Origin of the sequence: Roseburia sp. 831b (assembly GCF_001940165.2) — a bacterium.
Lineage (GTDB): Bacteria > Bacillota > Clostridia > Lachnospirales > Lachnospiraceae > Roseburia.
This window is the reverse complement of record NZ_CP135163.1, coordinates 99,800-121,258: the sequence shown is the minus strand read 5'-3', so window position 1 is coordinate 121,258 and position 21,459 is coordinate 99,800. Positions and strand designations below refer to the sequence as shown.

18 protein-coding genes and 1 pseudogene are annotated in these 21,459 nt (G+C 35.9%); 2 read left to right on the top strand and 17 right to left on the bottom strand.

Features of this window, described 5'->3' with window-relative positions; translation table 11 throughout:
* Nucleotides 1–194 precede the first annotated feature (194 nt).
* The 10 genes from BIV16_RS15125 to BIV16_RS15080 all read right to left on the bottom strand — a co-directional run bounded on the left by BIV16_RS15125 (nucleotide 195) and on the right by BIV16_RS15080 (nucleotide 8,114).
* A complete protein-coding gene (locus BIV16_RS15125; RefSeq protein ID WP_159435950.1) occupies nucleotides 195–1,616 on the bottom strand; it encodes a histidine kinase N-terminal 7TM domain-containing diguanylate cyclase in 1,422 nt (473 codons plus the stop codon).
* A gap of 102 nt (nucleotides 1,617–1,718) precedes the next feature.
* A complete protein-coding gene (locus BIV16_RS15120) occupies nucleotides 1,719–2,009 on the bottom strand; it encodes a DUF2325 domain-containing protein (protein ID WP_075681403.1) in 291 nt (96 codons plus the stop codon).
* Nucleotide 2,010: 1 nt separating this feature from the next.
* Entirely contained in the window at nucleotides 2,011–2,442 is a 432-nt protein-coding gene (locus tag BIV16_RS15115; protein ID WP_075681401.1) for a flavodoxin, read from the bottom strand.
* 14 nt (nucleotides 2,443–2,456) lie between these two features.
* Nucleotides 2,457–3,071: a DUF3793 family protein gene (locus tag BIV16_RS15110; RefSeq protein WP_075681399.1), complete on the bottom strand. Its 615-nt coding sequence runs from the start codon at nucleotides 3,069–3,071 to the stop codon at nucleotides 2,457–2,459.
* Nucleotides 3,072–3,232: 161 nt separating this feature from the next.
* Entirely contained in the window at nucleotides 3,233–3,655 is a 423-nt protein-coding gene (locus tag BIV16_RS15105; protein WP_075681397.1) for a Fur family transcriptional regulator, read from the bottom strand.
* A gap of 28 nt (nucleotides 3,656–3,683) precedes the next feature.
* Nucleotides 3,684–3,821: a FeoB-associated Cys-rich membrane protein gene (locus BIV16_RS15100; protein ID WP_075681395.1), complete on the bottom strand. Its 138-nt coding sequence runs from the start codon at nucleotides 3,819–3,821 to the stop codon at nucleotides 3,684–3,686.
* A gap of 36 nt (nucleotides 3,822–3,857) precedes the next feature.
* Entirely contained in the window at nucleotides 3,858–6,017 is a 2,160-nt protein-coding gene (gene feoB / locus BIV16_RS15095; protein ID WP_075681393.1) for a ferrous iron transport protein B, read from the bottom strand.
* A 180-nt stretch (nucleotides 6,018–6,197) separates the two neighbouring features.
* Nucleotides 6,198–6,419 carry a FeoA family protein gene (locus BIV16_RS15090; protein WP_075681391.1) on the bottom strand — a complete coding sequence of 74 codons (222 nt, stop codon included), beginning with the start codon at nucleotides 6,417–6,419 and terminating at the stop codon, nucleotides 6,198–6,200.
* Nucleotides 6,420–6,561: 142 nt separating this feature from the next.
* Complete coding sequence (locus BIV16_RS15085) at nucleotides 6,562–6,774, bottom strand: FeoA family protein (RefSeq protein ID WP_075681389.1); 213 nt, start codon at nucleotides 6,772–6,774, stop codon at nucleotides 6,562–6,564.
* 776 nt (nucleotides 6,775–7,550) lie between these two features.
* On the bottom strand, nucleotides 7,551–8,114 hold the full coding sequence (locus BIV16_RS15080; RefSeq protein ID WP_330546511.1) for a hypothetical protein: 564 nt from the start codon (nucleotides 8,112–8,114) through the stop codon (nucleotides 7,551–7,553).
* On the opposite strand from BIV16_RS15080, the pseudogene BIV16_RS15075 reads away from it, so the two are divergent.
* Nucleotides 8,103–9,480: pseudogene (locus tag BIV16_RS15075) on the top strand (transposase). The gene BIV16_RS15080 and the pseudogene BIV16_RS15075 overlap by 12 nt on opposite strands.
* A gap of 254 nt (nucleotides 9,481–9,734) precedes the next feature.
* On the opposite strand, the gene BIV16_RS15070 reads toward BIV16_RS15075, so the two are convergent.
* The 7 genes from BIV16_RS15070 to BIV16_RS15040 form a co-directional block, all read right to left on the bottom strand.
* Nucleotides 9,735–10,478: an ATP-binding protein gene (locus BIV16_RS15070; RefSeq protein ID WP_075681383.1), complete on the bottom strand. Its 744-nt coding sequence runs from the start codon at nucleotides 10,476–10,478 to the stop codon at nucleotides 9,735–9,737.
* A gap of 33 nt (nucleotides 10,479–10,511) precedes the next feature.
* On the bottom strand, nucleotides 10,512–11,198 hold the full coding sequence (locus BIV16_RS15065) for a Crp/Fnr family transcriptional regulator (RefSeq protein ID WP_075681381.1): 687 nt from the start codon (nucleotides 11,196–11,198) through the stop codon (nucleotides 10,512–10,514).
* 13 nt (nucleotides 11,199–11,211) lie between these two features.
* On the bottom strand, nucleotides 11,212–12,804 hold the full coding sequence (gene hcp, locus BIV16_RS15060; RefSeq protein WP_173664563.1) for a hydroxylamine reductase: 1,593 nt from the start codon (nucleotides 12,802–12,804) through the stop codon (nucleotides 11,212–11,214).
* A 183-nt stretch (nucleotides 12,805–12,987) separates the two neighbouring features.
* Nucleotides 12,988–13,191, bottom strand: coding sequence for a hypothetical protein (locus BIV16_RS15055; RefSeq protein WP_075681377.1), 204 nt, complete (start codon nucleotides 13,189–13,191; stop codon nucleotides 12,988–12,990).
* A gap of 318 nt (nucleotides 13,192–13,509) precedes the next feature.
* Nucleotides 13,510–14,823 (bottom strand): replication initiation protein, encoded by a 1,314-nt coding sequence (locus BIV16_RS15050; protein WP_075681375.1) that lies wholly within the window; start codon nucleotides 14,821–14,823, stop codon nucleotides 13,510–13,512.
* 869 nt (nucleotides 14,824–15,692) lie between these two features.
* The gene (locus BIV16_RS15045; RefSeq protein WP_075681373.1) at nucleotides 15,693–16,823 is read right to left on the bottom strand and encodes a hypothetical protein; all 1,131 of its coding nucleotides are present in this window, start codon (nucleotides 16,821–16,823) and stop codon (nucleotides 15,693–15,695) included.
* A gap of 1 nt (nucleotide 16,824) precedes the next feature.
* Nucleotides 16,825–17,583: a ParA family protein gene (locus BIV16_RS15040; protein ID WP_075681371.1), complete on the bottom strand. Its 759-nt coding sequence runs from the start codon at nucleotides 17,581–17,583 to the stop codon at nucleotides 16,825–16,827.
* A 2,454-nt stretch (nucleotides 17,584–20,037) separates the two neighbouring features.
* Between BIV16_RS15040 and BIV16_RS15035 the strand changes: the two genes are divergently transcribed.
* A complete protein-coding gene (locus BIV16_RS15035; protein ID WP_159435949.1) occupies nucleotides 20,038–21,294 on the top strand; it encodes a methyl-accepting chemotaxis protein in 1,257 nt (418 codons plus the stop codon).
* Nucleotides 21,295–21,459 lie beyond the last annotated feature (165 nt).

Sequence of the window (21,459 nt, the reverse complement as noted above, 5' to 3'; positions counted from 1 at the left end):
GAGTCGACTTTGGAAGAGATAAGTTTACGGGCTACGTTATGCGCCAATCATTGATGCCTTAACGGATGACCGACAACAAATAATTATACGAGGTCGCCGCTATACAGCCCCGCCACTCACCTCCACGTGTTCTGTAGTGTGTCAGTCTTATAGGTAAATAATATCAGAAGGAATATAAATTAGAAAAGCGGAAGTTAGCCAAAGTGTTTCATGACGCATTGGTGCCTTTCGCAGAAAGGCGGATTATAATTATGAATATCCTTTACCTCGATTTTCCCTGTATCATCCAAAAACCATCGTTCATCGTACGATTTGGCCGGAATACAGATTGCAAACCGGTCACTGCCCAGTCTTCCATACACAGACTTCTCTGTCGCATTTTTTCGCATGGTATCCGCAATATTTTTTAAAATATTGTTTCCAAATTCCACATCAAAGAACTCATTTACAAGCTTAAACTGTCCAATGTTCGAGCATACTATCACAAATTCCGTATCTGGATGTGCCTCCAGCATCTTTTTCGTCTGTTCATAAAAATACTCCCGATTATAAAGCCCGGTCAGCCTGTCATGCGTCATAAGATACCATTCCCGGTTTCTCGCGGTTATCTCCTCCGTCATGTCATGCAGCAAGAAATAGTAACCGATTTCCTGTTTCTTTTTATCCCTAAGAATATTATATTCAATCCGGTAAAAAATCGCTCCCTGCTTCGTTTTGATTTTTTTCTCTTTTGTAAACTTTTTGTTTAATTCCTCTTTTTTACAAATTTTATATTGTTCACAAAATTCAGACAATACATTTTCCTGATTTCCATAAGAACTCTTTTCTCCAACGGAAAATCTTTTTACTGCAATCTGGTTTGCGGTAATACAGGCGCCATCCATATCAAATACCAGAATCGGGTCCGAGTAAAAATGCACCATCACGGATGAGGCACGCACTGCAAGAATTTTCGGCAGATATTCAAAGGTATAATTATAAAAAATAATCCCGGCAAATCCGTAGGTAAGCACGGATAAATCGACGATTAACGATGTGTAGACAAAAAATGCGTTTACAAACACCACGACTAACAATCCAATGACAACATTTTCATATTTTGCCCGGTAAAGCTTCGGACTCCTGTATGCCGCCCGCAACAGCTCAAAAAAACACAGCCCAAGCAAAAAGTAACAGATTGCCAGATGAACGTTAAATAACTGTGTTCCCGTGACGGCGAGCCAGATTTTTCCATCCCATCTTGTTGCTTTATAATGAAAAATATGCCCAAATTTTACATTTAAGGCAATCGACACACTGTCAACCGATAAAATCAAAACCGTGGCAAGGCGTGTCTTTGGAAAATGTTTCGACGGGTCAATATAAATCAGGGCATATTCCAGCAATGCAAAGCAGAGCCAGTCCATCGACATGAAATAGATACTATACCATATAGAACTAAATATGTAGTTGTTTGAAAAAAGTAACAACAGGTACGAAAATGTAATTAGCATCGCGGTCACTAACACACTTCGTACCTGTTTTGCAAGTCTTCCTTCTCTCTCTTTTGCCTTGAAATTTGTATGAATCAACATCAGCAATACAGCTGCGTATAGCAAAATTGCAACGAATCTCATTTTATCACCATCTTTTTCTACTCTAAAAGGGTTCATTCTTTATTGAATGAACCCTTTTCTCTCTATAGTATACAATATTTTTGCTATCCCCACAAGCTTTTCTTAACAAGCGGCCCCACACGCCTCTCTTAAAATATCATGTAATGCTGTGCCACTGCTTGTATGACATCTTACGATATCTGCATTACATTTTTCTGCCTCTGTCAATGCACAATGCACCATCTTATGCGACACGGTATTGGTAAATAAAATAATCAGATCCGGACTTCCGATTTTTGTACTTAAGTTTCCACTCATCTGTGTAAAAACTTTCGCTTTACAATGATGCTCTTTGCAGATTTTCTTATACTGGGACACCATACGGTCGTGCCCTCCTACGATTACAACGCTCATCTTAGATACCTGCTAACTGTTTGCCAAGGCTTTCACATTCTGCAATTGCCTCATCGTCCGGTGCTTCCATGCAAATCAGTCCCTCCCCATTTAAAACCTTTGCTCCTGCAGCATTCATACGGTCTACCCAGTCATTCATCCACTGTCCATCTCCCCAGCCGTAGGAACCAAACAATGCAACTGTTTTTCCGGAGACAAATCCTTCCACCTCTGTTACAAAAGGTTCCATTTCCATCTCTTCTAACACCTCAGCTCCCATTGCCGGGCATCCCATTGCAAATACGTTTGCTGCCTTTAACTCGTCCATGGATGCTCCACTTACCGGCACTACATTTGCTTCTTTTCCAGCATCTGTGATACCTTTTCCGATAGCTTCTGCCATCGCCTCTGTATTTCCTGTCTGTGACCAATAAACTACTTGAATTTTACTCATAATATCCTCCTTCTTTATCCTGCAATGTGCAGTTCTTTCTTATTATAATAATCTATGATTTCTCTGATATCTGTACCATCGGATACCAGTTTGATCAACAAATCCTTCGCAAGCTCATATTTTTGAAATAATGCCTGCTTTTGCTCCACATCCTGATAGACTTTCCAATATCCCGAATACAAAAAGTTTTGTCCTTTCTGCTCGATAAATCCTGTGACATCCTCTACCGGATATCCGAGGAAAATTCCCATCTCATGTGGAAAATCTTCACCGTTTTTTCTGCATTCCTGATAGCGCATGGAAAATGTCCTTAGTAGGTTTCCCATTGTGAAATCTTCATATCCCTGTTGCTTTAACACACTCTGCACTTCCCTTTGGGCTAAGTAAGATTCCAGCTGTTGTCTGCGGAAAAGTAAGAATGTTGTCTTATGTTTGTATTGCAGTAAACGATAAAAGGAAATCCCACTCCGTTGCAATACCATGCGAACCAGCTTTTCATTTGCATCCTGCACAATCAAAAGATTGGCTATCTTGATTCCTGTAATAAGCGGTGCGCACTGCAGCGCAAGCTGCGTATCAATTTTCTTCAAATTCATCCCTTTTACAAGTTCAAATGTTTCCTGGCACATAAGCATCCTTTCCTCAAAGTTTTTAGTTAGTCTTAACTAACTGTCTATATTTTACCGATATTAGGCTGCTTCGTCAAGACTGTTAAACGGTTTATTTTCTCATTATCAGACCTTCTTTTTCCATAAAAAAATTGCAGCCAGTTTTCACTGACTGCAATTTTTTATGATGCGTTTCCACAAGCACATGGGGTTGTTTTCACGCTTTTAATATTTTGTCCATTCAGATATCCGCACGCTGTAAGACCTGATGCAATAATGTGTCTTAAGTTATGCTCCGATAACTCAATAACAGAATTATCATCTAACTCGATTGTGCAGGTACAATTTGCCTTGTTTTCGCAATCGTCATCGCAGGAAACCTTATACATATTCTTCCTGCTGATTGCTCCAATCTCTTCTAGCGTATTAATCATACGATAGACCGTTGCTGCCCCTATCTTTGGATCCTGTTTGGATGCCTTGTAATAAATCTCTTTACAACAAGAACAATCCTCCTCCAAAATAATATCGAGCAGCATCAGGCGCTGTTTTGTGATACGGCATCCTTGTTCTTTCAGTTTCTGAATAATGCTATCTTTTTGCATAATACGAATTCCTCCAAAACCTGGGCTCTTAGTGACAGTGACCTCCGCAGTTTTTGCAATCGCCTCCGCATTGTAATGATTTTCCATTTTTCTTGTCACGCACCATGCTTGCTACAATAAGTGCTACAATGATAAGTAAAATGATACCTACAATTAAAGTTCCCATCTGCATACTTCCTTTCCAAATGGAATCTGTTGTTTGTTATTTTAAGCCGGCAACTGCTTTTCCCCCTACGTTAAGGGAAGAACTTTCTTTATAAGGTCTAAACAACAGATAAATGAATCCAACTACAATAATAAATGCAACTACTGTTCCAACGCCAAATGCTCCTGTTGTAATTAAAGTACCAATCTGGTAGATGCAAAGAGATACTAAGTAAGCTAATCCACACTGATATCCAATTGCAAACCAGAACCATTTTGCATTGTTCATCTCACGCTTGATGGCACCCATAGCTGCGAAACAAGGTGCACACAATAAGTTAAATACCAAGAATCCATAAGCTGCGATTGGTGTCATAACAGTTGCAAGGTTTCCCCAGATTTCTGCACCATCTTCTGCAACCTCTGCAAAACCAAACAACATACCAAATGTTGCAACTACGTTTTCTTTTGCGATTAATCCGGTAACGGCTGCAACTGCCATCTTCCATCCTTCTCCGGCCTGTGTCCAGCCAAGAGGAGCAAAAATCCATGCAATTGCGCTACCAATAGAAGCAAGAATAGAATTGTTTAATTCTTCTACCATTCCAAAGCTTCCGCTTTCCCATCCAAAGCTCATTAAGAACCACAATACGATAGTAGATAAAAGAATGATAGTACCAGCTTTTTTGATGAAGGACCATCCACGCTCCCACATACTTCTTAATACGTTAGATACGGTTGGCCAGTGATATGCTGGAAGTTCCATAACGAATGGAGCCGGGTCTCCAGCGAACATTTTTGTTTTCTTTAAAATAATACCAGAGCAGATGATTGCTGCGATACCTACGAAGTAAGCACTTGTTGCAACCCATCCTGAGTTTCCAAAGAACGCACCTGCGATCATTGCGATGATTGGTAATTTTGCACCACAAGGGATAAAAGTTGTGGTCATAATTGTCATTTTTCTATCACGGTCGTTTTCGATTGTTCTGGATGCCATAACACCAGGAACACCACAACCGGAACCGATTAACATTGGGATAAAGGATTTTCCGGAAAGACCAAATTTACGGAAAATACGGTCCATGATAAATGCGACACGTGCCATATATCCACAGCTCTCTAAGAAAGCAAGGAAGATAAATAATACTAACATCTGTGGTACGAAACCAAGTACGGCACCAACACCGGAGATTACACCGTCAACGATAAGACCTGTTAACCAGTCTGCACAACCGATGCCTTCCAAAAGGCTGCGGGCTCCCGGAACAATCCATTCACCAAACAAAGTATCATTTGTCCAGTCTGTCAGGAAACCACCGACTGTTGTAATGGATACATAGTAAACAATAAACATAACAACCGCAAAGATTGGAAGCGCTGCCCATCTGTTTGTAACGATACGGTCAATCTTATCCGAAGTTGTCATTGTCTTTTTCTTATTCTTTGTGCAACACTCATCAATAATAGAAGAAATGTATACATATCTCTCATTTGTGATAATACTCTCGGTATCGTCATCAAATTCTCTTTCCAACATGCTGATTTCTTCATCTACGTTTGGCATTGTCTTAAGCTGTGTGGAAATCTTGTCATCTTTCTCTAACAACTTGATTGCAAAGAAACGTTTCTGTTCTTCTGGAACCTGAGTTGCAAGTTTATCTGACACACGCTCAATTGCGGACTCTACAGCATCTGCAAATTCATGAACCGGCATCATTGATTTTTTCTGCTGTGCTAAGGCAACTGCTTTTTCTGCAGCTTTCTGGATACCAGTACCTTTTAATGCAGAAATCTCAACCACTTCACAGCCTAATTTCTTGCTTAATTTGTCTACATGAATCTTATCTCCTGTTTTTTCCAAAACATCTATCATGTTGACTGCCATGATGACCGGAATTCCTAATTCCATCAACTGTGTAGATAAATATAAGTTTCGCTCAATATTTGTACCATCTACGATATTTAAGATAGCATCTGGTCTTTCTGCAATCAGATAATTTCTGGCAACCACTTCTTCTAATGTATATGGAGATAAAGAGTAGATACCCGGAAGATCCATGATGATAACATCTTTGTGGTTCTTCAGTTTACCTTCTTTTTTCTCAACTGTTACGCCAGGCCAGTTACCAACGAACTGGTTTGAACCTGTCAGCGCATTAAATAACGTTGTTTTTCCGCAGTTTGGGTTACCTGCTAATGCGATTTTGATTGACATTTCCTTGTTCCTCTTTCCTCTAAAATTTCATTTAAAACCTTGTGACTTTTTACGCCACTTGTAAACTTTTTGAACTATTCCGTAATATGTATTTGGTTAGTCACATGCAACTATTATTAGAATTTTTTCCTATTATATTGCACTTTAGATTAGTTTTGACTAACTATATAACAAAAAAATTTACTCTACTTCTATCATTTCAGCATCCGCTTTTCGAAGTGATAACTCGTATCCTCTTACTGTAACTTCAACAGGATCTCCAAGAGGTGCAACCTTTCTTACAAACACATCAACACCCTTTGTGATTCCCATATCCATGATACGTCTCTTCACAGGGCCTTCGCCGTTTAGTTTCTTCACTTTTACTGTCTGCCCTACAGCAACTTCTTTTAATGTCTTCATTACTAAAGCTCCTTCTTTCTTTCTCTATTGATAAAAGCGCAAAATCAGCGCTTCATCATCCCTATCAGGTTTTCTTCTTATCTTTAAGCTGCTTCTGTCTCTTCCCATTTCAGGGATTTCTTCCTTATTTCGAAACTGCTTTTTAGACCATAATTTTATTCGCCATATCTTTTCCGATTGCGACTCTTGAATCCTTCACATTCACAATCATATTTCCGCCCATTTCAGAAACGACTGTCACGACACCTCCGGTAACGAATCCAAGATTTTTTAAAAATCTACGTGTTTCTTCTTTTCCGCCAACCTTTTTGATGACGTTTTGTTCTCCTTCTCTGGCCATTGTTAAAGGCATCATCTCATCCCTTCTTTCTTGTGTTGATAATTATTTTCATTTCCTACGATAGTTAGTGTAGCCTAACCTTAGTTAGTTGTCAATAACTATTTTAAGAATTTTTCCATTTATTTCCTATCTGGTTAGTATGAGATGAAATAAGCAGGGGTTGGCGCACGGAATGTGTGTGATTTTTTATTTGTCTGTGATGTAAATTGGGGGATTTTATTGGGGAATCAATGTTAGGATGAGTTTAGGGAATTTCTATGGGACGCAATTCTGACATGTAGCTTTTTGTGTTCAATACCAGCTTAAAAAGAATCTACACATGAAGCCTTTATGTAACAATCTTCAACCTTTTGAACACTACAATCTTTTTACATATATTCAAACACTTCATTCCTTATATCCAATCAGTTTTCTTAATAATACATACCAGTTCTTCCTAATTTATTTGCTCTTGAAGCAAAACATCTTTCTTCCATGAATTACAACACTTATCTTTGCACTTAAATCACTTGTATTCCTTCATTGAACATATATTTTTTACATATTATATATTTAATACTCATTGTATGTTTAAGGCTTATATTATAAAAAAATTATAACGATGAAAACTTTTTATAACCAAAACCCAAGACAGTAATTTTCCTAATCTTATAAATAACAAATTGCAAACTATTAATTTTCTTTCAGTAAAAAAAAAGCCCTCGTTTGAAAAAACGAGGACTTTTAGTGACTCTATGCTATTATGTATGATAATTTAGTATATCGAGGGTTTTAAGCATCTAAATATATTTTTAATTCTTATAATCCCCCATACTCCATTTGCCAGAATATAATTTATTTCCATCCTCATCATACTCTGTTCCCTTTCCATTATATTTTCCTTTTGTAAATTTCCCTTTATATCTTAAATTATCTGACAATGAATAATATAATTTTCCCTTCCCATCATATTCACCCTTTTTTTCTTGTCCATCATATAATAGCTTTCCATATTCATATTGTTTTACCTTACCGTTAGGAAATCCTCCTTTGAACTTCCCTACTGTAATTGAAATTTCTTTTGTTCCAGAAAAAATTGTATTTAACTTTTCATTTTCTTCCTCGTTAAGCTCCTCACTATAACTTTGTGTGTCATATACATCCGTACTTGCTAAATATTCGGATACATCATAAGTAAATTCTGCTCCTTTTCCACAATATTCACCTTTAGGCGCTTGCGAAACGCCAAAAGCCGCATAAATACGGCTTTTTTTGTTGTTAAAATAAAATATCTCCTCAAGGTTTATGGTAAAATAGAGTTGTGAGAAACTATCAACCAATCCACCTAAAGGAGATATACCTACATGATAACACATAAACAGCTCTCTTTGGCAGAAGTTTTTGAAGATTGCCAAAATAAATTCGACAACGACAAATACCAGTTCCTTTCTCTTCTTGATGAAGCCATTAACCTTGATGAAATTGTTCCTGTTTCTTTTGTTACTCATTTTCATGCTTCAACCGGAAGACCTCGTAAGCACCAGCTTTATCCAATGCTTAAAGCTTTTCTGATTCAGCGTATATTCTCAATCCCGACTGATATGCTCCTAATCGTTTTCTTGAAATACTCTCAGGAATTACGTGATTTCTGTGGCTTTGATGTTGTTCCTGATGCCTCAAAATTTACCCGTTTTAAACAGGATTTCCTGATGGACTTACAATCTATGTTCGTTCACATGGTTGATATGACCGAACCGATATGCCAAAAACTTGATCCTCATCTGGCGGCTATGACCATCTTCGATACCTCTGGCATTGAAGCCTGGGTGACTGAAAATAATCCAAAATACGCAAACCGTATTATCAAGCAGTTAAAGGCTTTCAAGAAATCCCATAACCTTGATGATTCCTATGATCCTTATAAGGCTGCTTATGGTTCCATGCCTACGCATGCTGCTTCCAATCAGGCAATCCAGCAGATGTACATTAATGGACATTTCTGTTACGCCTATAAGTTTGGCATTGTAACCAACGGACTTGGTATTGTCCGTGATATCACTTTCTATAACAAAGAGTTCCTAAAGGCTCATCCGGATATCGTTGTGGAAAAGAAATCTGACTCTCCTGATGAGGATAAATCTCTTGCCGATTCAAAAGCCCTGCTTCCTGTCCTGGTTGATTTCTTTCAGAAGCATCCGCTTATCGCCCCTAAGACTTTTCTTGGTGATGCTGCTTTTGACACGATTGAAATCTACAAATCTCTTTTCGGTGAAATTGGATTTGAAAAAGCATTTATTCCTCTCCGCGTTAAACTTTCTATGGAAGATAACGGTTATACCATCAACGAAAATGGTGTTCCCTGTTGTCCTCATGATCCTTCGCTTCCTATGAAAAGAGAAGGTAGTAAATCACACTTAAAAAGCAAAATTCCCACGATGAAATTTGTCTGCCCGAAAATGAAATGGGAATACAATAAAGCAGATAAAACAAAACGCCGTGTATGCCATTGTGATAATCCCTGCACAACATCTTCCTGTGGAAGAATGATTTACGTTTATCCCGAAAAGAATCTTCGTGCCTATCCCGGAGTGGAACGGGGGTCAGACGAATGGGAAGAAACATATAAAATCCGTGTAAACGTTGAAAAATCTATTAACCACTTTAAAGACAGCTTTTGCGTAGCTAATCGTAAAACCCAGAACGAAAAAACGCTTCATGCCGATTTACTTTTGGCTGGCATAGCTCAACTTGTTACAGTAATCGTTGCTGATAAAATTCATCAACATCAATACATCCGAAGTCTTAAGCCTTTGATTGCTTAAAATTGAGATTTTATAAATTTTTCTGCTTCATACTAACTATGAAGCCTTTTTGTCATGCCCTAAATGAATGACTGCCACCTTCCATTCCAAGAATCCTGCATTGCAGGATTCTATCCTTGTTTTCAATCAAGATTGCGAACTTGTTTCGCAATTACCTATAAAACTTTTACACTCTTAATCTTCCAAAATTCTTCCATCACATCCAATGGTTACAACCTGCCATGGAATCATCTTGCCACTGCTTTGTAAGGCACGCATAACAGCATTCTGGATTCCACCACAGCAAGGAACCTCCATACGAACTACTTTCACACTCTTAATGTTGTTCATGCGGATGATTTCGGTTAACTTTTCTGCATAGTCTCCTTCATCCAGTTTTGGACAACCAATTAATGTGATGTGATTTTTGATGAATTTCTCATGGAAATTCGCATAGGCATATGCCGTACAATCCGCTGCAATCAAAAGGTTCGCATTGTCAAAATATGGCGCATTGATTGGCGCAAGTTTAATCTGAACAGGCCACTGCTGTAATCTGCTCTGTACCATAACCTCTTTCTCTGTTGTTTCAACTACACGATTTGTTGCAGTTTCATTCTGGGAATTAAGACTTCTTGCCATACTTCCAGGGCACATGTGAACATTAGCGCCTGTGCAGCCTTTTTCTTCGGCACGTTTCTTTGCTTCCATTCTTGCTTTTACAGCTTCCTCATCGTACTCTCTTGCCTCGCGTTCGATAATCTGGATTGCATTCATCGGACAGGCTGGCAGACAATCGCCTAATCCATCACAATAATCATCCTTTATCAATCTTGCTTTTCCGTTAATCATTGCGATAGCACCCTCATGACAGGCATTTGCACACGCACCACATCCATTACATAATTCCTCATTTATATGAACAATTTTTCTTACCATTTTCTTTCTCCTTTTTCAACTAAATCTGTGGTTTTATAAATACTCTTCTAGCATGTCCTGATCAGTTATGACAATCTCTCTTCCAACCATCTTAATGATGCCTTCTTTTGCCATATTACCAAGCTCTCTGGATAAAGATGGACGGGTTACACTCAGATAATCCGCCATCTCCTCTCTTGACGGAATGTTCTTCAGGGAGCCATCTTTTCCCTGATGTTCAGTCAGATATACTGCTATTTTCTCGCGGATAGATGTGCATCCTAAGACCCTCACTTTACTGCTTAACCGGTACGCCTTCATCGCAAAGACACTCATCAGATTTCCTCTTAGCAGTTCTTCAATTCTGCTCCCAGTTGCACTGCTTTCTTTAAAATTTTCATTTTGCAGTTCTAGCACAACCGATTTTTCCAACGCCTCTGCCTGCATCTCATAAATTGGTTTCTCCATGAAAAGGAATACCTCTCCAAAAAGTTCACCTGGATGCTCAATGTTTGTAATTAAAATTCTTTTTCCGGAAAAAGTTCCCTTTAAAACGCCGACATTTCCTTTTACCAGGAGAAAAATCTTAGACGGTTTCTCCCCTTCCATAAAAATCGTGTTTCCTTTTTCATATGTCTTAATCTGCGTACTCTTATCTTTTAAAATCTCATCGATATCCTCTTTGGTAAGCCCCCGGCCAAGCGGGGACTTTTGCAAAATAGCAGCTACATCTTCCTTCATCCGATTTCACTCCTTATCCTAATAATTTTGCCATATCCTCTTCTACGGTACTGATTGGCGCAATTCCAAAGTTCTCTACCAAATAGTTTAACACATTTGGAGAAATAAAGGCAGGAAGTGTTGGTCCAAGGTGGATATTTTTAATTCCTAAATATAATAATGTTAATAAAATACATACTGCCTTCTGTTCATACCAGGATAATACGATGGATAATGGCAGCTCATTGACTCCACAGTCAAATGCTTCTGCTAATGCAACGGCAACACGGATTGCACTGTATGCATCATTACACTGCCCCATATCCATGATTCTTGGTAATCCACCGATTGTTCCAAGATTTAAGTCGTTGAAACGATATTTTCCACAAGCTACGGTTAAGATAATCGAATTATCCGGTGCCTGTTTTACAAAATCTGTATAATAATTTCTTCCTGTTCTTGCTCCATCACATCCACCAACTAAGAAGAAGTGTCCGATATCTCCTGCTTTTACAGCTTCTACTACTTTATCAGCAACAGAAAGAACTGTTCCGTGTGCAAATCCGGTTGTCACTTCTTTTCCACCGTTGATACCTGTCATCTCATGATCTTCTTTGTATCCGCCTAACTCTAATGCCTTCTCGATTACCGGTGTAAAATCTTTGTTTTCTCCGATGTGTACAATTTCCGGGTAAGATACCATCTCCGTTGTAAATACACGGTCAGCATAGCTTGGTTTAACTGGCATTAAACAGTTTGTTGTAAATAACACAGCTCCTGGAATCGCATCAAATTCTTTCTGCTGATTCTGCCATGCAGTACCAAAGTTCCCTTTTAAATGAGGATATTTCTTCAATTCCGGGTAAGCATGTGCAGGAAGCATCTCGCCATGTGTATAAATGTTGATTCCTTTGTCTTTTGTCTGCTCTAACAACTGTTTTAAATCATATAAATCATGACCGGAAATTACGATAAATGGTCCTTTTTCAATTGTGAGCGGCACCGTTGTTGGAACAGGATTTCCATAAGTCTCTGTGTTAGCCCTGTCTAACAGCTCCATACATTTGAAGTTGACTTCACCAACTTCCATCACAACTGGAAGTAAATCTCCCATTTCTAAATCGTATCCTAAGAAAGACAATGCTTTCACAAAGAATTTCCGTACATCTTCGTCTTTATATCCTAATACCTGTGCATGATATGCATAAGCTGCCATACCTCTGATTCCAAAAAGAATCAATGATTTCAAAGAACGAATATCTTCGTTATCATTCCAGATATTATTTAAATCGTAATCATCTGTATTTCCACATCTGGAAGCACAAGCGGAACAGTTTGGTACAACTTTCTGCTTTTCTGCATGAACTTCGTCAATTAATAACTGAATAGTTTCATTATTAAAGTTTACATTTGTGATGGTCGTAAACAAACCTTTTATCATAACATCGATTGCGCTGTCTGTGTAAGGATTTCCTGCACAGGCTTTCGCAAGTCCGATTAAAGCTCCTGTTAATTCATCCTGAAGGTTTGCTGTCTCTGCTGATTTTCCGCAGACACCTGCATTTCCTTTACATCCACTACATCCAGCCGTCTGTTCGCACTGGAAACAAAACATCTTATTCTCCATTTTATTGCCTATCCTTTCTTATTAAGGTGCCGGATTTTTTTATAGCCGGCATCCAATGTTTGTGTTGTTTCATTTGATAGGCCAAGTATATCCTCTTTTTTAAAAAGAATCTGTAACAAATGTTACGCGGTTTCAAATTTGCGAAATTTGTTCTTATTATGGAGAATTTCCATCTCTTCTATCTTAACTATTCAATGCTGTCATCAGATACTGGCTGCATCCACAAATGACAACGATAAGTAAAATCAGTGTCAGTATCATCTTGCAGACATTCCAGAATTTCCGATTTCTTTTTCTCTTCTGTTCTCTATCCCCTGTTTTATAATAGGAAATATCCATCTCTATCTCACGCTCCTTAATATAAAGTAGATACTTTGTATCAGGCATCAATCATCAACTTTTTTCATACTAGCATATTTTTCAGTTTAGATGTTTTAAGTTATTTGAAAAAATTATTAAGGTTTTCTAAATTTTCGTATGCTCTTTTTACAACCTCGTATTTTGCGATTTCAGGCATTTTTATTACTTACTCGTAAACTTCTTCACCTTTCGTCGTAAAATCCTTTATTTCGCCATTTAAAGCGTTTGAAATATTTTTAAAAATGACGGATATCCTGCATTTTTCCATTTTGTTGAAATTTCAAATTCATATATGTAGTATTCTTAAAAAGAAAAGGTGCTAAATATAGTATTTAGCACCTTTTTCTATAATCCTTTTTTCCATTTTGTGAAAAGATCGATTCGCTCTTCCACATCATAAACTACTTCTATTGTATCTTCTTTGATACCATTTTTCTTCATATATTCCAGGAAATCTCCATACTCGCTCTTGTTTTGGATTCTTTCCCAGACTTTCATTGCGATATCATTCTTGTTCTCTTCAACAGTCTGCTTGATTTCTTCAATCCGTTCCGCAGCCTCGCTGCTTCCATTCACCGTTGATACCGGTTGTTTGTAGCCATCTTTGATACAGGAACGAATCCATCCGACGAGGTTTCGAATCTCCGGCTGCGCATCTGACATCTGAATGGCACTGACCACGCGGTCCACATCGCCCTCCGCCAGTTTTAAAAATACTTCCAGGTCATCGCGTTCTAGACCATTGTGTCCAACATATTCTTGCAGTGGGAACTCCTCAATATCTTCAAAATTCATCTGTGTATATTGATTATTCTTGATTTTGATAATACTTGCTGTATTTTTCACGCTTTCTACAATCGAGATATCCGGGTCATTTTCACTGATGTAAAAACGGATTCTTCTTATCTTGGCGCCCCGGCCATATCGTTCCACGGAATAATCAAATTTGATGTCCGATTTTTCTTTTAATTCCTTCTGTGCGACATCCAATACTTTCCTTCGGAAATCATACCAGACCGGAAACTGCTTCTCTATTGCAATATTCTCATAAATATCATCCCAGGATTTGTTTGCTGCAATCGCACGCTTGACCCCCTCTTCATCCATGTTGACAAGCCCAATCATGCATCGTAACTCATTGATTCCATATTCTTTTTGTACAATTCCATTATCAATATCTGGATCACTGCGATAAATCTCTTTCTTCAAAAGTTCATAAATACGATAACTGTAATTGTATTGGAACTTCATCAATGTTGCAAGTTCCATTGTCGTAAAGTTTGCTTTCAGGTTATGTACATATGGCGTCATGTTTTTATTGAATGTGATGGTAAACTCTCCATCTACATAATCCGCATTGTTAATCATGGAAAAAGCTTTGAAATTCCCCTTTCCATCCTCTAACACCAGTTGATGCCCGGTCATAACCTTGGCAGTCTTCTTTAATGTCTTATAAATATTGGTATCATTCGTTTTTCCAAGTATCTGTTTGATTTCTCCCGGAAAAAGACGTGCTACCGGACAGTTGTCTCTGATTTCTATTCTGGTCAGTGCAATTGCCATCAGCTTGTTTTCCAACAAACTTGTCTTATATTTTCCACTAATCAGGCTATTTGATTTTCTTAAAATCAGTTCATTGCTATTGCTTTGATTATCCATTTCATAATTCCTAACATAAAATAACGGTCAAATTTACTTACATCTACTAATATAAGTATTTTCAACCGTTAAATCAAGCTAATTTCGATAGAAAACCTCTTTTTCGTCACTATTTTCATTTTCTAGCATTTTTTCAGTAATTCAGACCGTTTCTTCTATCATATTATACAATTTTCAAGTAATATTGTCCGTTTAATCAAGTGTAATAGACCGTTTCTTTCTATTTTATAAGTAGTTTTAACCGTTTCTTTTGAAATAGTTCAGTAATTTAGACCGTTTCTTTCATCCGTTTTAACGTCTTATAAGACTTTTCCAACCTCTTTTTCACTGCTGGAGACCTTCTAAATCTCGACATTATAAAAGTAAATTTGTCCGTTTCTTCTATATATAAGTAAAATCAGACGTTTCTTTCTTGTTTTCTGTCCTATTTTCTGCTTTATATAAGTAAAAATAACCGTATCTTTTTCCAGGTTAACAATTAATAACGGACAAAAATACCAAATATCATTCAGTATTTTTGTCCGTAAGTATAGTTAACCGTTTCTTTCAGTATGGTTAACCGTCTCTTTCAGTCATTTTCCCAGCATCTATTTTCAGTAACATTGACCGTTTCTTTGCTTGTACAGCTCCTTATCCGAAAGTAAATTTGTCCGTTTCTTTCAGTTGTTGTCTCGTTTTCATTCAGTAAATTTGTCCGTTAAAGTTTCCCGCAAGCCTTTTGGATAGCAGGCTTCGGATTTCTTAATATAAATAAAATAAATATAATGTTGTTGTTATACATATAAAAATTAACAAATACAACACGCTGTCGGATATGTAAGTAATTCTATCCGTATCTTTAAGAAACGGTCAAATTTACTTATTGCTATTTAGATACGTTTTGTCTTTGCCAATGTATCATAGAGATCTTTGTTTTTCTTATAATCTTCCATGATAAGTGTTTCTAAATATTTTGTCATATTTCCATCGAAGAATACCTTAGCGGTGTTAATCACTTCCATGGTATCTTCTGTGAATAAAACATTTACTTTTTTAGCAATACCCTTTTTCGTTGCAGGTCTTCCAACTTTACCTCGTTTTGGAGTAACAGATACGGTTTCTGTTACGGTTTCCGCAGGAGGTGTCATGATTTCCTGTGCTGTTACGTTCTCCATAGGTACGGTCGCATTTACTTGTGGTTGTGTGAAGGATACGGTTGAAATTACTTCTTCTGTTGGAACAGGTGTTACTGTTTCAGGTTCAGTAAATTTGACCGTTTCTTTTTCTACTTTCTCAAAAATTGGTTTTACAGTAATATCGTCCGTAACTGATAAAAGTTTCGCTTCGTTTTCCCAACCGTTAAATTGATAATCATAAGAATCATCGGATGCTTTTTGTGGCTGTTCATCTGGAATATGTGCTGCCTGTCCATGAACGACAAAGATTTTATGTAATTCGTTTCCAGCTTCATCTAAAAATGTAACGGTATGTTGAATCAGTTCCTTTGAATAAATAGCCTGAATGTCAGTATTTTGTGTAATGGCAGTGGTTAATTCTGGCTCCCATTTTACAAAATGATAATGATACTGCTCATCGTCTGGCTTGTTTGTTGAAATCTGTGGAGCAGAAGGTGTTGCTCCATATAAAACATTCTGTGTTTCCACAATCTGTCCGTCAATGCGGAACTGTACCAGATAGGAATGTGCTGTTTTCTGATATTCTGCATGAAATACAATATCTTCTTTTACCTGACCAAGTTCATGATCCCAACCGGAAAAAGTATAATCGAACTGTTCGTCAGATGCCTTCTGTGGTTTGTCGTGTGGAGCTTCAATCATATTTCCTTCTTCCAATTCGGTTTCAAAGAAAACATCTTCTCCATTATAAAAGGAAACATGGTATGTTTTCTTAACTACATTTGAAGTTAATCCTTCATCTTTTTTTGTACGTGAAGGCTTGGTATTCAATTTTGCCATATTTCCAAACATATCCAGTGAATTTACAGATTTTGATTTCGCCATTTTAGATAACCTCCAGTAATTCTTTTACAAAGTGTGCGTAGTCAAGTGATCCAGAACAAGAAGGTGACATTTCAAATAAAGAGGTACGTTTGCTTTGAGCCTTCTTAACATCCTGGCAGATTCGAATTGGTGTTTTAAAAACGCGGAAACCACTCTGCTCTCCTACGACCGGAAGCTGTTCCCAAATTGCTTTATCCTGTGCATTTCGAACGTCATATGCTGTCAACATGACACCATAGAAGTTTAACTCCGGATTGGCGTTCTCAATGACGTCATTCACTGTTTTGATAATCAGATTTAATCCATCGACAGCGTAAACTTCTGCTTTGATTGGTACAATACATCCATTTGATGCTGTTAAGGCATTCAGCATGAAAACACCTAAGTTAGGTGGTGTATCAATGATGACGAAATCATATTCATCATCTACCTGTAACAATGCTTTTTTGAGGATATTGTATCCACCAATATTTCCAACCAGTTTGCTTTCCAGCTCGGATAATAAAGGATCTCCGGCGATAATATCGCCCATATCAGTATGCTGTATCGCTTCTTTGGTGGTACATTTCTTATCCATCAGGTCGTAAATTGTGAATTCATCTAGGTTTGCCTGATAAGTGGAGGTTGAATTACTCTGAGGGTCAATATCGACCAGTAAAACGTTGTAGCCGATGTGTTTTAAGGCGTCTGCAAGGTTGATAGCCGTAGTTGTTTTCCCTACCCCTCCCTTTTGGTTCGTTATCGCAATTTTGATAGCCATTTTGTCTCTCCTTAAAAGTGTGTATTTTGTATTTTCGTACTATATATATTTGTAGTTTTTTATTCTTTTTCCATTATATCAGTAAATAAAATAATTTCAATAAATAGTATAAAAAATAATAAAAATGTTTGATACAAAAATGGAATATGAAAAATAATATATGGTTGTACTATTTTATTTGAATAATATGAAAAATAATATATTGACATTTTAAATATTTGAAATTATATATATTATAAATAATTACTTTACTATTAATGAATTTTAAATGAATAATAATATGATATGCATTAAATATATTAAAAGAAATAAAATCATATAAAATATTAAAATAGATAATACTAATAAAAGAATAAAATAGATATATAATATAAAAATAATTAAAAGAATTAATGTAAAATACAATTAATATAAATTTGATGTATTTTACAAATGATATAATTAATACATATAAAACCTAATTAAAATAAAATGCTATTAAAAATATGAAATATAATAAATATATAACGTTTACAAAATGCTTTAAACATATACAATATAACAAAGATATAAAATACCTCTAATTCTTTAAAATGTAAAAATACTTTAAAAGTATAATGCATATCTTATGAAATAATTATATATAACACAACATATGGTTTAAAAGATAAAAGTATAAAATGAGTATTTAATATCTTAAAAAATAAAATATTTATTTAATGAACTAAAAAGAATGCAACTGTCTCCAAACAAATATAAAAAGTGTATCCCACCAGAAAAACATTTTTTGACGCTAAAACAATAGGGGAAAAAGTGGAATATCATATCATTAATATGTATTAAAGCAATTAAATGAGTATTAAAAGCATGATAAGTATAACAATTCTTGGATAAATGCAATAATACAAAGTAACAAATAAAGGGCAGACATCCTGACGTCACATTCATGTATTAATAATGTATATAAAAACATTAATGCTTATTAAATTGAATAAAAATATAAAAATAAAAAAGAATAAATAAAATAAATTTAATTAAAATGTTAAATATGAAAAAACTATAATTATAAAATAATACATATTAAATATAAATAATTCAAAAAATATATAATGCTGTATTAAAATAACAAATGCACAATATGACATAAAAGCATGAAATGCACATAACATAAAATATATTTTTAAAATTATTAAATCCTTAAAAATAATAAAATTATTTATAAGAATAAAAACATAAAACACACAAATCGGATAATAAGATTAAAACTATAAATATGAATGATGATATAATATAGAAAAATAATATAATAAAATATATACGTAAAGCGCTTAAAATATCATAAAAACGATAAATATAATAGAACGAATAAAAATAGATAAAAATATTAATATATATTTAAAGTTACAAAAGAATAAAATGATAAAAATACAAAATATACATTATAAATATAAAACAATAAATATAATAAAAAAACATCATAAATAATAAAACCTCAAAATATAAAATATTATAAATCTGAAAAAAATATATTTTTCATGAAAAAAGTTTTAAAATTAAAATAAGATAAAAAGAAATAAAATATATCTATTGAATAATATAGAATTGTACGATATAATAGATATAACATAAAGTATCTAGAAAAATGATAAAAAAGAATTTACATAAAATAAGTGTGTGGAGATTGTACTATATAATACTACAACACCAGAAGCGAGCAGAAGTACAAAAATAAGAGTACGCCATCTGGATGCACCCAAAATGAAATTTACCTTATCGTAGAAATGTCTATAAAAAAGTCGGAAAACGCAGAAAGAATTCTGAAAACAGAAAAAGCATCATCCGGGAAAATTTTTGCAAGCAAAACGAAAAATTAACATCCAATGAACGTGACAGATGATAAATTCAAAGAAGAATTTCCACTTTGGCAGAAACATAGCTCCTGATAGATACAAAAACGGAAAAATAAGTTTTTGATAATAAACATAAGAAAAAGACATAATGTGACAGATATCCTGCAAAAAATATAAAGTGAGCAGGATTATTTGTCATGTTTTGGTACTTATAACCTAATTTTAAGAAAAAATTTTATGAAAATATGACATAAAGTCTCTTCTTTCTTTTTTATGTGAAATTTATATTAGAAATGATATCACAGGAAAGATAGAATATTGAAAGATACAAAATGACGTATAAAATAAGAAAATCAAGCAAGATGGCAGCAAAACTGATTACTTCAAGCAAAAACAATTATCTGACATAAATAAAAACTATCAGAAAATGTTTCACGTAAAACATTTTGAGACAAACGTAGTTGGATAAAAAAATTAGGAAAAAAGTGAAAGAAGAAAAATGTCAGACAATTTCGGTGTAAAAAGAACCAAAACAGTATAAATTATTGTAAATAAGCTGAAAAAGTAGTAGCGTAGAATCAGATATTGGATTCGGAAAGAATGAATGGAGGAAGGAGTATTTATAATGAGGCTACAAAACATCAAAATGGGGGTTAAGGCAGGATTGTTGATTGTATTGATTGATGCTGTCGCAGTTCTGGGGTTTTTATCAAGATCAGCACCAAAACATGCAATTTACATACAGGTTGCGTTGGTGCTTGTGACAGTGGTTTATACGTATTTTTTCGCAACGGATTTTGCGAGAACAATAAAAAAGGCATCCAAATATGCGGAAACGATTGCAAATGGCGATTTTTCGGTTGAGGCAAATGCAAAATTCTTAGAAAGAGGCGATGAAATCGGAGACCTTGCAAGAAGCATGAATGCGATTTCTTCTAATATGAAGGAACTGCTTAGTGAAATACAGGATGAGGTTCGCAACCTGGAAGATGTTGTAGACGGTACAGAGGTAAGTTTAAATCAGGTGGTAGGAGATATTAGCATGGTATCTTCTGCAACCCAGGAATTATCAGCAGGGACTGAGCAGACGGCTTCTTCCACAGAAGAAATCAATGCAATGGCAAATGAGATTGAGACGGTTGCAAAAAATATTGCAGACAAAGCACAGGATGGCGCAATGCGTTCCACTGAAATTCATAAGAGAGCGATTGCAACGGAAAATCAGGTAAAAGAGACCAGAGGAAATGTAAAGGCAGTTCACTATGAAATAGAAGGAAAATTAACAGAGGCATTGGAAAATGCCAAAGTAGTCGATAGAATCGAAGTTTTGGCGGACTCCATTATGAGTATTACAGAACAGACCAATCTTTTGTCACTGAATGCATCAATTGAAGCTGCAAGAGCCGGAGAGGCAGGAAAAGGTTTTGCGGTTGTTGCAGAAGAAATCAGACAGTTAGCGGAGCAGTCCTCCAATGCGGTCGGAGATATTCAGGAAGTGACAGAGCACGTCAGGGCAGCGGTAAATAAACTGACGGAACATTCACAGGAACTCCTTGATTTTGTTGGTACAGATGTCTCAAATAGCTTTGATTCATTTGAAAAAATGGCAGAAAGCTACAACGAGGATGCAAAATATGTAGATGATATTACATCTGATTTTAGCTCTATCTCAGAGGAATTATTAGCATCTGTAAACGGAGTTGCGGACGCAATTTCAGAGGTGACAAAGGCATCCGTGGACGGAGCAAGCCATATTTCCCAGATTGCAGAACAGGTACAAAGTATCTCGGAAAAGACCGTTGAGATTGATTCCATGATGAAAAAGACAGAGAATACCTCCGTGAAGTTACATAACGAGGTGGCAGTGTTTAAGGTGGAGTAAATTAACATAAATTGCAACAGGAGAGGGCATTTGTGAATTATCACAGGTGCCTTTTTCAAAATATACATATCTACCGCATGATGATAAAAAAAATTCTGATTAAAATACATTTTAATAGGTAAAGACACAGAAATATCGCCAGAAACAGAAAAAAGGTTTGTGTGA